At 76.0% G+C, this 12487-nt stretch carries 10 protein-coding genes; 6 read left to right on the top strand and 4 right to left on the bottom strand.

Features of this window, described 5'->3' with window-relative positions:
- Positions 1–217: 217 nt before the first annotated feature.
- Both PKE99_RS32115 and PKE99_RS32110 read left to right on the top strand, forming a co-directional pair.
- Positions 218–688 (top strand): ATP-binding protein, encoded by a 471-nt coding sequence (locus PKE99_RS32115; protein ID WP_037052090.1) that lies wholly within the window; start codon positions 218–220, stop codon positions 686–688.
- A gap of 106 nt (positions 689–794) precedes the next feature.
- Positions 795–1718, top strand: a complete 924-nt coding sequence (locus PKE99_RS32110; protein WP_081924643.1) for an SDR family oxidoreductase — start codon at positions 795–797, stop codon at positions 1716–1718.
- Here PKE99_RS32110 and PKE99_RS32105 read toward each other — a convergent pair whose 3' ends face one another.
- Complete coding sequence (locus tag PKE99_RS32105) at positions 1719–2987, bottom strand: MFS transporter (protein ID WP_081924642.1); 1269 nt, start codon at positions 2985–2987, stop codon at positions 1719–1721.
- Between the two features lie 213 nt (positions 2988–3200).
- On the opposite strand from PKE99_RS32105, the gene PKE99_RS32100 reads away from it, so the two are divergent.
- The 4 genes from PKE99_RS32100 to PKE99_RS32085 all read left to right on the top strand — a co-directional run bounded on the left by PKE99_RS32100 (position 3201) and on the right by PKE99_RS32085 (position 7350).
- The gene (locus PKE99_RS32100; protein WP_051738131.1) at positions 3201–4766 is read left to right on the top strand and encodes an ABC transporter substrate-binding protein; all 1566 of its coding nucleotides are present in this window, start codon (positions 3201–3203) and stop codon (positions 4764–4766) included.
- Complete coding sequence (locus tag PKE99_RS32095) at positions 4767–5711, top strand: ABC transporter permease (protein WP_037052089.1); 945 nt, start codon at positions 4767–4769, stop codon at positions 5709–5711. It begins immediately after the preceding gene.
- Positions 5708–6493 carry an ABC transporter permease gene (locus PKE99_RS32090; protein ID WP_037052087.1) on the top strand — a complete coding sequence of 262 codons (786 nt, stop codon included), beginning with the start codon at positions 5708–5710 and terminating at the stop codon, positions 6491–6493. The genes PKE99_RS32095 and PKE99_RS32090 overlap by 4 nt, the downstream gene beginning before the upstream one ends.
- 86 nt (positions 6494–6579) lie before the next feature.
- A complete protein-coding gene (locus tag PKE99_RS32085; protein WP_156068035.1) occupies positions 6580–7350 on the top strand; it encodes a TauD/TfdA family dioxygenase in 771 nt (256 codons plus the stop codon).
- Here PKE99_RS32085 and PKE99_RS32080 read toward each other — a convergent pair.
- From PKE99_RS32080 to PKE99_RS32070, 3 genes are read right to left on the bottom strand one after another with little or no spacing between them, the layout of a single operon-like run.
- Entirely contained in the window at positions 7293–10001 is a 2709-nt protein-coding gene (locus PKE99_RS32080) for a family 78 glycoside hydrolase catalytic domain (RefSeq protein ID WP_063739870.1), read from the bottom strand. The two genes, PKE99_RS32085 and PKE99_RS32080, sit on opposite strands and share 58 nt — an antisense overlap.
- Complete coding sequence (locus PKE99_RS32075) at positions 9998–11176, bottom strand: glycoside hydrolase family 1 protein (protein WP_037052085.1); 1179 nt, start codon at positions 11174–11176, stop codon at positions 9998–10000. Before PKE99_RS32075 ends, PKE99_RS32080 begins: the two co-directional genes overlap by 4 nt.
- The gene (locus tag PKE99_RS32070) at positions 11173–12471 is read right to left on the bottom strand and encodes an MFS transporter (RefSeq protein WP_051738129.1); all 1299 of its coding nucleotides are present in this window, start codon (positions 12469–12471) and stop codon (positions 11173–11175) included. Before PKE99_RS32070 ends, PKE99_RS32075 begins: the two co-directional genes overlap by 4 nt.
- Between the last annotated feature and the right edge of the window lie 16 nt (positions 12472–12487).

The raw sequence follows: 12487 nt of genomic DNA, 5'->3' as shown, positions 1-12487 counted from the left end.
CGTGCGCGCAGCCTCCTCCGCGGAAGGGGGTGGATCCGGCGTGGCCGGAGGGGAGGACGGGACACGGCCGCCCGCTGCCGCCGCTGCCTGCCGGCGGGCCCGCCGCGCGGAAGCGCCGGGAGTGCGGGGCGGGTGCCCGGGGCCGGGCGGGCCAAACCGGCCACGCAGAGGTTTCCCGTGCTCACCGGCCCGGGGTTTGGCCGGCCCTGCCGGGGGCATGCGGAGCGACGATCCGGGCGGCGACGTGGACGTCGATCCGGACGGCGGGAAGGACTGGTGCGGGATGCAGCTGGTGCGGCATCGTGCGGGTGGCCGCGTGCCACCCGCGCTGGACGTCGAGGTCGCGGGGGTGCTCGAGCTCGCCGGCCTGCGACACGACCTGGGGCGCCTCGCCAGGGACCGCGGCTACGCCGTCGACCGGCAGGCGCGGCTGACGATCGCGGTGGACGAGGTCGTCGCGCACGCCCTGGACCTGGGCGCGCGGTCCGTACGGGTCCGGTGGTGCTCCCGCACCGACGGCGTCCGCATCCGGGTCGACATGGGGCTGTGCGACCCACCCGCCGCCGACGCCCTCCGGGTGGCCACGACGCTCGCGGAGGTCACCGTCCTGCATTCCGCCCGCGGCACCACGGTCCGGCTGGCCTTCCCCTCGTCCGTCGACGACCAGAGCGGCGGCGGGGCGGCGTAGGCAGCCGGACGGCGCCCGGCTCGACCTGCGAGGGGCCGCCCGCTGCGGCTGGGTTCGCGGTGGTTCCTGACCGCACCTGTCAGGGATCCACGGAAGCGTGGGGCGCATGGCGGAGGAGATGGCAGCACTGCGGGGCAGGGTCGCGCTGGTCGCGGGGGCGACCCGGGGCGCGGGGCGGGGGATCGCGCTGGAGCTCGCGGCGGCGGGCGCGACGGTCTACGCGACCGGGCGGAGCACGACCGGGAGGCCGTCGGAGTACGGCCGTGCGGAGACGATCGAGCAGACCGCGGAGCTGGCGGCGGGGTTGCCCGGGCGGGTGGTCCCGGCCGTGGTCGACCATCTGGACCCGGCGCAGGTGGAGGCGCTGTGCGCCCGGATCGACGCCGAGCAGGGCCGGCTCGACGTGGTGGTCAACGACATCTTCGGCGGCGACCCGCTGACCGAGTGGTTCCGCCCGGTGTGGGAGCACTCCCTCGACGACGGCCTGCACCTGCTGCGCCTCGCGATCGACACCCACATCGTGACGGCGCGGTACGCCTTCCCGCTGCTCGTCCGCGAGCCGGGCGGGCTCGTCGTCGAGATCACCGACGGCACCGCGGAGTACAACGCCGAGAACTACCGGCTGACCGTCTACTACGACCTGGCCAAGGTCGCGCCGATCCGGCTGGCGCGCAGCTGGGCGCACGAGCTGCGCGAGCACGGCGGCACCGCGGTCGCCGTGACCCCCGGCTGGTTGCGGTCGGAGGCGATGCTGGACCACTTCGGCGTCACCGAGGACACCTGGCGGGACGCGCTGACCACCGTGCCGCACTTCGCGATCTCGGAGACGCCGCGGTTCGTGGGCCGCGGGATCGCCGCGCTGGCGGCGGACCCGGACCGGGTGCGCTGGACCGGACGATCGACGTCGAGCGGCGAGCTCGCGCAGGTCTACGGCGTCGACGACCTCGACGGTTCCCGGCCGGACGCCTGGCGCTACGTCGTGGAGGTGCAGGACGCGGGCAAGCCGGCCGACACGACCGGTTACCGGTGATCAGTCGAGGGCGCCGCGCCGCGCGAGCCGGCCGATCACCAGCGCGCTGAGCAGCGGCACCGCGGCCAGCACCACCCACGCGACGACGGGCGGGGCGACGGCCGGGTCGAGCAGGGCGCCGGCCGCGGTGCTGCCGACCAGCACCGCGAGCCCGCCCGCCGAGGACAGCACGCCGAAGTAGGCGCCGAGCCGGCGCTCCCCGGCCAGCCGGGGCACGAGGTCCTGCGCGACCGGCACGGCGAGCATCTGCCCCGCGGTGAGCAGCACGACGAACGCGACCGCGGGCCAGAGCGCCGGGGGCAGTGCGGCGATCGCCACCGCCACGACCGCGAAGGCCGCCGCCATCAGCACGAATCCGAGCACCAGCGGCCGCAGCCCGCCGCGCCGCCGCGCCCAGCGCGTGACCGGCAGCTGCCCGACGATCACCATCACCGACGCCAGCACGAACAGCCAGCCCAGCGCCGCCCGGCCGCCGGTCGCGCGGGTGAGCTCGGCGGGCAGGGCCAGGTAGAGCTGGTTGTAGCAGAGCAGGTAGCCGGAGTAGCCCGCCGCGAACGCGAGGAAGCGCCGGTTGGCCAGCACCTCCGCCCACCCGGCGAGGATCGGCTCGCCCGCGTGCGGGGCGGGCCGGCGCGGCAGCCACGCGGCGTGCGCGGCCAGGATCAGCACGAACGCGCCGGCTGCGACCAGGCAGGCCAGCCGGAAGTCGACGAGCAGGAGCGCGGTGCCGAGCAGCGGCCCGAGCACCGAGCCGATCTGGCCGCTGACGGCGAACATCGCGAAGACGTCCGCCCGCGCGACCCCGCCGACCTCCTCCTGCGCCCCGGCCTCGCGGGCCAGCGACGACTCGACGGCCGGCGAGAACAGGGCGGCCGCGAACCCGGTGAGCAGCGCCCCGGCCAGCACGCCCGGCAGCGCCGTCGCGAGACCGAGGAGCACGAACCCCGCGACGCGCAGCACGCAGCCCGCCAGGACGACCGGTTTCGCGCCCCACCGATCGGCGAGTGCCCCGCCCACCACGAACAGGCCCTGCTGGCTGAACGTCCGCAGCCCGAGCACCAGCCCGACGACGCCGCCCGCGAGCGCGAGGTCCTCGGCGAGGTGGGTCGCCAGGTACGGCAGCACCATGTAGAAGCCGACGTTGAACGCCAGCTGCGTGGCCACGAGCAGCCGCATGACCGGCGGCAGCCGCCCGAAGTTCGCCAGGGCGGCGAACCGGCGCAGGCCGGCCCGTGCGGGGGATGGGCCCTCGGGCCGGGTTCCGGGCATAACCGCCCATTACTAGCATTTGCAGTGGAGACGCGATAGGGGACCCGAGCGATCATCGGTGCGGCATTCATGCAGGTCGATGCACATGATTGACAGCTTGTTCCGATGCACGGACGATCTCGGCGGCCCGGCGGCGCCTGCCGGCCCGGCGCCGTGCCGGCCACGAAGCCGGCCCACGGTGCCGAGACCAGGGTCGCGACCAGGGAGGCCTCGATGCCCCGCCCCACCTTGCCCCGTCCGGGCCGGCGCGCCCGTGTCCGGCCCGGCGTCGCCCTCGCGGTCGTCGCCCTGGTCGGTCTCGTCACCGCCTGCGGGTCCGGCGCGACGCCGACCGGCACCCCGGTGCCGGACGGCGAGCTCCGCCTGGCCGCCCAGTTCGCGCCGCGCTCGGGCTACGCGATGGACACCGACGACGCGTTCGTCCTCGCGCAGCTGGGGTCGGCCGAGGCGCTGGTGAAGGCCGGGCCGGACGGCACGCCGCAGCCCGGCCTCGCGACCTCCTGGGCGCAGACCACCGACCCGCGCACGTGGCGGTTCGAGCTCCGGCCCGGCGTCACCTTCCACGACGGCACCCCGCTCACCCCCGCGGCCGTGGTCACCGCGCTGTCCTGGGTCGCCGGCGTCGCCGCCCCGCCGCGGGCGATCAAAGGCATCGGGCTGCAGGTCGCCGAGGACGGCCCGGCCGCCGTCGCGATCACGACGGCGGAGCCGGACCCGATCCTGCCGTTGCGGCTGAGCAGCGTGAACACCGCGATCCTCGCCCCGTCCGCGTACACCGGCGGCCCGCCCGCCGCCGTCGGGACGGGGACCGGGCCGATGAAGCTGGTCGCCGCGAACGGCACCCAGTCGGCCACCCTCGAGCGCAACGACGCCTACTGGGGCGGGCGGCCGCAGCTGGCGAAGGTGAGCGTGCGGTACGTGACCGACCCGGCGGCCCGGGCGCTGGCGCTGCGGGCCGGGGACGTCGACGTCGCCCAGGGGCTGCCCGAGTCCGCGCTGCTCGAGTTCACCCCCGACAGCGGCTACGACGACCAGACCGTCGCCGCCCCGCGGACCGTCTCGCTGATGCTCAACCAGTCCGCCGCGCCCTTCTCCGACATCCGGGTGCGGCAGGCCGTCGCCAGGGCGATCGACCGCACCGCACTGGCCGAGCAGGCGCTGGCCGGGTCGGCCGTGCCGGCGTCGGAGCTCTACGGTCCGGCGGTCGCCTGGGGCAGCCAGGGCCCGCCGCCCGCGCCGGACCTGCAGGCCGCGAAGGATCTGCTCGCCCAGGCCGGCTACGGCCCGGACCGGCCGCTGACCGTGCGGCTGCAGACCTACCCGAACCGCTCCGAGCTGCCCACGCTCGCCACCGCGGTGCAGGGCATGCTCCGCGAGGTCGGCGTCGACGCGCAGATCCGGATCGCCGAGTACGGGCCGCAGGAGCCGGAGCTGCTGGCCGGCCGCTACGACATGTTCCTGCTGTCCCGCAACTACCTCACCGACGTGCCGGACACCGGGTCCACGCTGGTCACGGACTACTCCTGCGCCGGCTCGTACAACATCAACCGGTACTGCTCGGCGGAGTACGACGCGCTCCTCGCTCCGCTGGCCACGACCACGGACCCTGCGCAACGCCAGGAGGTGTTCAGAGCCGCGGCGGCGAAGCTGACCGCGGACGCCGTGGGCCTGCCGCTGGTGCACTCGCAGGAGAACGCGGTGACCAGGGGCGTCTCCGGGTACACCGTCGACCCGCTGGCGAAGTCGCTGGTCACGCCCGAGCTGACCCGCACCGGCTGAGTGGGCGGCACCCTCGCGCGCCGGCTGTCGACCCTGCCGGCGGTCCTGCTCGGCGCCTCGCTGCTGATCTTCCTGCTGCCGCGGCTGGCCGGCGTCGACACCGTCCGGGCGGTGCTGCGCGGCCGTGTCGCGGAGGCCGAGCCGGACCCGGCGGTGGCCGCGCGGGTGGCGGCCGAGCTGGGCCTGGACCGCTCGTGGGCGGAGCAGTACCTGCGCTGGCTCGGCCACGCGCTCACCGGGGACCTCGGCGTCTCGTACGCCACCCGCACGGCGATCGCGCCGCAGCTCGCGGCGGCGCTCGGGGTGTCGGTGGTGCTGGCGGCGCTCGCGCTGCTGGTCGCCGCGGTGGTCGGGATCCCGCTCGGCGTTCGGGCGGCCCGACGCCCGGGCGGCGTGCTGGACCGGGTGGTCACCGGGTGTTCGGTGCTGGGCGTGGCCGTGCCGGAGTTCGTGCTCGCGCCGCTGCTGGTGCTGTTGCTCGCGGTCGCGGTGCCGCTGTTCCCGGCGACCGGCTGGGGCACGCCCGCGCAGGCCGTGCTGCCGGTGCTGACCCTGGCCGCGTTCCCGGTCGCGCTGGCTGCCCAGCTCGCCCGTGCGGAGACGGTCGACGCCCTCTCCCGCCCGCACGTCGCCGTCGCCCTCGCCAAGGGGGTAGGCGGATCGCAGCTGCTCTGGCGGCACGGGGCGCGGCTGGCGCTGACCGGCGTCACGGCGCTCTCCGGGATGTTCTTCGCCGGCCTGCTCGGCGGCGCGGTGGTGGTCGAGGTGGCGTTCGGGATCCCCGGGCTGGGCCGGCTGCTCTACGACGCCGTGACCGCCCAGGACCTGCCGATGCTGCAGGCCGGGCTGCTGGCCGTGGTCGCGGTGGCGGTGCTGGCGGGGGTCGCCGCCGAGCTGCTGCAGCTCGCCCTGGATCCCGTGGCCCGGGCGGAGGTGGAGGTGTGAGGCGCGATCCCGTGCTCGTCGCGTTCGCGGTGCTCGCCGGGCTGCTGGTGGTGGCCGCGCTGCTGCCGGTCGACGCGCTCACCACCGACCTGTCCGACCGGTTCGCCGAGCCCTCCCTCGCCCACCCGCTCGGCACGGACAACCTCGGCCGGGACGTCGCGGCCCGGCTGCTCGTCGGCACCCGCCTGTCCGTGTGGTTCACCCTGGTCGCGGTGCTGGCCTGTGCCGCGGTCGGCACGCTGCTCGGGATCGTCGCGGGCTACGCGGGCGGGGTCGTGGGGCAGCTCCTGCAACGCACGCTCGACGTCCTGGTGGCGATCCCGACCGTGATCGTCGGCCTGGTCGTGGCGGCGGTCCGCGAACCCGGGCCGAGCACCCTGCTGATCGCCGTGCTGCTCACCGGCTGGACGCCGTTCGCCCGGCTCGCCTACCAGCTCACGGTCCGGGAACGGGCCCGCGAGTACGTGGAGGGGGCGGTCGCGCTGGGCGCCGGGCCCGGCCGGATCGCGGTGCGGCACATCCTCCCCAACGCGCTGCGTCCGCTGACGGCGCACGCCTGCCTGCGGTTCGCGAACGTGCTGCTCTCGCTCGCCGGGCTCTCGTTCCTCGGGCTCGGGGCCCAGCCGCCCACCCCGGAATGGGGCGCGATGCTCGCCGAGGGGCGGCAGTACCTGTTCGTTGCCCCGCAGCTCGTGCTGGTGCCCGCCGTGGCGGTCGTGGCGGTGTCACTGGCCGTCACGCTGCTCGGCCGGAGGCTGGAGTCGCGGTGTTCCGGCCGATAGGGTGCTCCTGCCAGTAACTTGCGAAAGGGGCTCCGGGTGGCGGTCACGAATGCGGGCGGGCGGCGGCACGGCGAGGTCCGGCCGGAGTGGAAGGAGACGCTCGGCGGCGTCGGCCGCGTCCCGCCGGTGGTGACCGACCTGCGCGCGGGCCTCGCGGCCGCGGGCGCGGCGATCGTCGCCGGCTACGCCACGCCACGGACCCCGAGCGGCTGGTCGACGCGGCCGCGACCGCGCTCGGCGGCCGCCTCCGCGAGCTCTTCGGCATCCGGCCGCAGGGCGGGCCCGACGCGCCTCCGCTCGGGCTGCACTCGGACGGGGCGAACGTCGTGGTCGACGTGCACGGCCGGTCCGTCCGGCTGCGGGACCCGGACGAGGACTGGCTGCTCATGCTGTGCGGCAGGGCGGCCGACGACGGGGGCGACTCCGTGCTGATCGACGGGTACGCGCTGGTCGAGGCGCTGCGGACCGCCGGTGAGCCCGAACTGCGCGAGGTGCACGACTTCCTCGTCGGCACGGACGTCGACTACTTCGGCACCTGGGTGAACCCGGCTCGAGGGGTGCCGGGAACCCCGTTGGTGCGGCGGCTGGTCGAGTACACCCGCGCCGGCCGCCGGGTGGTGCGGGCGAGCGACTACGCGGCCCCGGTCCCGCGCGAGCCGGAGTGGGACCGGCACCTCGAGCTGATCGAGCGGTACGCGGACGCGCTGGCCACCGCGATGGAGGTGGCCCCGCGCTTCCGGCTCGACGCGGGCGACCTGTTCGTGCTGGACAACTACCGGTTCCTGCACGGGCGGGACGGCTACCGGGGCGAGCGCACCCTGCACGTGCTCACGGTCCGCTCCACCGAGGCGGCGTAGCTCCCGCACCGGTGCACGTGCCGGCCCGGCCCGGCGTCGACCACCCGGCCGTCGGGCAGGCGGATCTCCGCCCGGGTCCCGGGCGGCACCTCGACGTCCACGAGCAGCCCGTCGGCGTCCCGCCGCCAGGCGCTGCGGATGCGCCCGTTCGGGCTGTCGTGGGTGGCGTCGGCCCAGGTCAGGCCGCCGCCGGGCTGCGGGGCGACCACGAACCGGCGATACCCCGCCGCCTCCGGCCCGGGGTCCTCGGGCAGCCGGATCCCGGCGACGTACCGGTGGAGGAAGCCGATCACCGCGCCCTTGGCGTAGTGGTTGAGCGAGCCGGGGCCGCGGGGGTCGTCGGGCCCGGCCCAGTTCTCCCAGATCGTGGTGGCGCCGCGGTCGATCATGCCCAGCCAGGACGGCTCGCCGGGGCTGAACAGGACCCGGTAGGCCTCGTCGAGGTGGCCGGTGTCGGCGAGGACGGGGAGCAGCAGGCCGGTGGAGAGGAAGCCCGTGGCCAGGTGGTGGTCGTTCGCCCGGAGCAGGCCGGTCAGCCGGTCTGCCACCGCCGAGCGCACGTGCGGAGGCACCAGATCGAACGCCAGAGCCCGGACGTGGTTCGCCTGCGTCGGCACGGCGAGCTCACCGTCCGCGGACAGGTACTCGCGCTGCCACGCATCCCGGGCGGCGTCGGCGAGCCGGTCGTGGCGGACCCGGTCGTCGTCGCGGCCGAGGAGCCCGGCGATCCGGCTCAGCAGCCGGGCCGAGCGCGCGAGGTAGGCGGTGGCGACGATCCCGTGGTCCCGCGCCGGGTCGAGGTCCGGGACCTCGCCGGGCTCGAGCCATTCGCCGAAGTGGAAGCCGGTGTCCCAGAGGAACTCCTCGTGCGGCGCCGGCGTGGGCCTGGCGGCCGCGCGGTCCGGGTGACGCCGCGAGCCTGCACACCCCGCGGCGTACCCGACCCACCGCACCATCGACGGGTACTGCCGGGCCAGCAGGTCCCGGTCCCCGTAGGCCCGCCACAGCGTCCACGGGACGATCACCGCGGCGTCGCCCCAGCCGGCGGAGCCGTCCATGGCGAGCGTGGCCGCGCCGCCCGCCGGGTCGGCCGGGTCGGGCACGATCGTCGGCACCCGCCCGTCGGCGCGCTGGTCCGCGGCCAGGTCCCGCAACCACTTGTCCCCGAACCCGGCCACGTCGTGGGTGAAGGCGGCGGCGTCGGCGAAGACCTGCCAGTCGCCGGTGAAGCCCGACCGCTCGCGCTGCGGGCAGTCGGTGGGGATGTCGCAGGCGTTGCCGAGGAAGCTTCGGACGGCGGCCTCGTGCAGCGCCTCGAGGCGGTGGTCGCCGCAGCGGAACCAGCCCGTGCGCGGCAGGTCGCTGTGGACGACGACGGCGCGGAGGTCGTCGGCGGCGAGGTCGGGACGGCCGTCGACCTGCACGTACCGGAAGCCGTGCGTGGTGTGCCGCGGCTCGGCGGTCTCCCCGCGCCGGCCCGCCGCGGTGACGGTGTCGACCTGGCCCGCGGGCAGCCGCTCCCCGGTGGCGAAGTCGAAGGCGCGCAGGTTCTCGGTGGTGACCCGCCCGGCGTCGTCGCGCAGTTCGCCGTGGGTGAGGGTCACGACGGTCCCGCGCGGACCGAGGTCCGCGAGGCGGACCCACCCGTTGAGGTTGATGCCGAAGTCCGCGACGGTCCCGCCGGGTACGCGGTGCAGCGCGACGGGCGCGAGCTCCTCCACGGCCCGGACCGGCGGGGCCACCGGCAGCTCCAGCCGGGCGGCGGGACGGTCGGTCACCGGTGCGGGTCGCCAGGCCGGATCGGCGGGGTCCCGCCGGCTGCCGGGGGCCGGAGCGCGCAGGTCGGTGTGCTGGCCGTCCATCAGGTCGGCGATGATCCCGCTCGGGCGCGACCACCAGTCCGGGCCCGTCGTGACCGTGCGGGTGTCCCCGCCGGGGAGCCGCAGGTCCAGCGCGAGCAGTGCGGCGGTGCGGGTGCCGTAGCCGTCGGCATGGCGCTCGAACCCGTGCCGGCCCCGGTACCAGCCGTCGGACAGCAGGATCTCGAGGTCGTTGGCGCCCGCCCGCAGCAGGCGCGTGACGTCGTGGGCGTGCACCTGCAGCCGGGTGCGGTAGGCCGTGAAGCCGGGGGTGAGCTCGGCGTCGCCGACCCGGTGCCCGTTGACGAACAGCTCGTACATGCCGTGCGCGGTGGCCCAGGCGACCGCGGCCGCCGGTGCCGCGGCGAGGGTGAAGGAGTGCTGGAGCCGGTGTGCGGGCCGCGAGCCGGGCGCAGCGGGCTCCGGCTCGTGCGGCGCGATCCAGACCGCCGCGTCGAGGCCGGGGAAGAGGGCCACGCTCGTCCACGGCGCGGGCTCCGACCAGCCGCTCGCGCTGCGGTCGGTCCACACCCGGATCTGCCAGGTCAGGGGATCGGCGGTGGCGGGGCGTCCGGTCAGCTCCGCCGGCACGTCGAGGTCGACCAGGGCCGACCCGCCGCCCGCGCGGCGCCCGGACTCCCACACCGGCCCGTCCGGCCCCGAGATCCGCACCGCGTAGGCCTGTTGCGCGGCCGTGCCGGCGGGCAGCCGCCACGAGCCGCGTGGCCGCGCGGCGCCACAGGCCTGGCCCGGCGGGAGGTGCTCCAGGCGCAGCCGGGTCGGGACGGTCATGCCTCGGCTCCGAGGGCGTTGGCCCGGGCGACGCGGCCCAGCCACGCCAGACTCGGCTTCGGGGTGCGGCGGAAGGTGCTGCGGTCCACCGCGACCAGCCCGAACGTGGGCCGGTAGCCCGCGAACCACTCGAAGTTGTCGAGCAGGCTCCAGTGCAGGTAGCCACGGACGTCCGCGCCGTCGGCCATCGCGGCGTGCAGACTGCGCAGCGCGCCCTCGGTGTAGGCGACGCGTTGCGCGTCGTCGGCCGTGGCGATGCCGTTCTCGGTGATCAGCAGGGGTGTCCCGGGCAGCACCTCGGCGGCCCGGCGGACCGCCGCGCCGAGCGCGCCCGGCCGGTACTCCATGTCCGCGAGCGTGCGCAGGTCGTCGGGCGGGGCTACGGGGCCGTCCGGGCCGATCCGGGCGCAGCTGTAGACCTGCAGCCCCACGAAGTCGTCGTCCGCCGCGGCCGCGAGGAACTGGTCCTCCATGGCCGCGCGGTGCGCCGCCATCTCCTCGACCGCGCCGTCCTCGGCCAGGAACTCCTGCCCGACGAGGGTGAGGCCGGAGGGCGGGGCGCCGCCGTCGCGGAGCACGGTGCGGGCCCGCCGGTGCAGCTCGAGCAGGGCCTCGGCCGTCTCCTGGTCGGGCCGCGGCAGCCCGCCGACCCGCTCTCCGCGCGCGGCCGTCGCGGCCAGGACGGGCATGCAGGCCATCAGGTTCGGCTCGTTGACCGTGCAGACGTACCCGGCGTCGGCGACGACCGGCAGCACCGTCTCGGTGAACCGGGCGAACCGGTCGCCCGCCTTCGGCCCGGTCCAGCCGCCGTCGCGGGCCATCCAGCGGGGCATTGTGAAGTGCGCCAACGTGACCACGGGGGCGAGCCCGCGATCGCGGCAGCCCGCGACCATCCGCCGATAGTGGTCGAGCGCGGCCCGCGAGATCTCGCCCTCCTCGGGCTCGATGCGGCTCCACTCCAGGCTGAACCGGTAGGCGGTGAGCCCGGCCGCGGCGAGCAGGTCGAGGTCCTCGGCCCAGCGGTGGTAGTGGTCGCAGGTGTCGCCGCTGGGCTCGGCGAAGGGGCCGTGCGGGTCGTGCTCCCACTCCCAGTAGTGGTTGCCGACGTTGCCGCCCTCCACCTGGTGCGCCGCCGTGGCCGCACCCCACAGGAAGCCCTCGGGGAACCGGGTCACCGGGCGCCCCGGATCGGGAGGATCAGCAGCGCACCGAGGAGCCCGGCGACGGCGCCGAAGAGGAACAGCGCCGTGAAGTTCTGCGGGTGCGCGGCGCTCGCGCCCACCGCGAGCACGGCGGGCGCGACCGCCGGCACGATCGTCGACGGCAACGTGTTCGCCAGGTTCATGATCCCGAGGTCCTTGGCCGGGTTGGCGGGGTCCGGCAGCACCAGCGTGACCAGCGCGATGTCCACCGCGAAGTACACGCCCTGACCCAGCCCGATCACGCCCATCGCCACGAGGAAGGCCGGGAAGCTCTGCGCGACGGACGCCAGCGCGAGCCCGACGGCGAAGATCACCGCGGCGCCGATGACGAACGGCTTGCGGCGGCCGATCCGGTCGGAGACCTTGCCCGCGACGGGGGCGAAGAGCAGGGCGGCGGCGGTCAGCACGAGCGTCGACAGGAACACCGCGCCGGCCACCTCCGCAGGGGCGAAGTGCAGCACCGCGATCAGGTAGAACGCCTGGTAGGCCTGCACGGCGGCCACGCCGAGGAACAGCAGCAGCCGGCTGGCCCACGCCCAGGCGAAGTCGGGGCTGCGCCGCGGGCTGACCCAGAAGGTGCCGAGGAAGGCCCGCCAGTCGAACGGGGGCCGCTCGGCGGCGGTGATCCGGCGGTCGCGCAGCACGGCGGCGAACAGGAGCGAGCCCAGGGCACCGACCGCGGCCGGGACCAGGATCATCAGCGGCAGGCTCGGCGCGAACAGCTGCGCCAGGAACAGCCCGACGACCGCGCCGACCGGCAGGCTCAGCCCGACGATCGCCGAGGCCGGGCCACGGCGGTCCGGCGCGAACTGGTCCGGGATGGCGGCGGTGCACGCCACCATCGACGCGCTGAAGCCGACCTGCGTGAGGATCCCGGCCAGCGCGAGCACGGGCGTGCTCCCGGCGACGACGGTGCCCAGCGCGCCGAGCAGCACGAGCACCGCACCGGCCAGCAGGAACGGGCGGCGCCGGCCGAGCCGGCTCGTCGTCCGGTCGCTGAGCCGGCCGAGCGCCGGGAACGCGACCAGGGAGAACACCGACCCGACGGCCACCACCACGGACAGGATCGAGGTGGCGTTCGCCGGGTCGATCACCGTGGCCTTGAGGGACAGGGTCAGGACGAGCGGGACCAGGTTCGCCATGGCCGCGCCGATCGCGGCGACGCCGAGGAAGAACAGGAAGCCGCGGCGCGGGTTCGTCCAGGTCGGCACGGACTCCGGGGTGCGGGTGCCGGGCGCCCCGGTGCCCTCGAGCGGTGAGGTGGTCATCTCCGAGCTCCTTTGC

The organism is Pseudonocardia halophobica, from assembly GCF_027922425.1.
Taxonomy (GTDB): Bacteria; Actinomycetota; Actinomycetes; order Mycobacteriales; family Pseudonocardiaceae; genus Pseudonocardia; species Pseudonocardia halophobica.
This window is presented reverse-complemented; position numbering and strand designations above follow the sequence as displayed.

What these genes read in the sequence shown, in the direction of transcription:
- PKE99_RS32105 (WP_081924642.1), bottom strand. Translation starts at nt 2,987, where the DNA reads ATGCCCGGAACCCGGCCCGAGGGCCCATCCCCCGCACGGGCCGGCCTG.
- PKE99_RS32110 (WP_081924643.1), top strand. Translation starts at nt 795, where the DNA reads ATGGCGGAGGAGATGGCAGCACTGCGGGGCAGGGTCGCGCTGGTCGCG.
- PKE99_RS32080 (WP_063739870.1), bottom strand. Translation starts at nt 10,001, where the DNA reads ATGACCGTCCCGACCCGGCTGCGCCTGGAGCACCTCCCGCCGGGCCAG.
- PKE99_RS32070 (WP_051738129.1), bottom strand. Translation starts at nt 12,471, where the DNA reads ATGACCACCTCACCGCTCGAGGGCACCGGGGCGCCCGGCACCCGCACC.
- PKE99_RS32115 (WP_037052090.1), top strand. Translation starts at nt 218, where the DNA reads ATGCGGAGCGACGATCCGGGCGGCGACGTGGACGTCGATCCGGACGGC.
- PKE99_RS32100 (WP_051738131.1), top strand. Translation starts at nt 3,201, where the DNA reads ATGCCCCGCCCCACCTTGCCCCGTCCGGGCCGGCGCGCCCGTGTCCGG.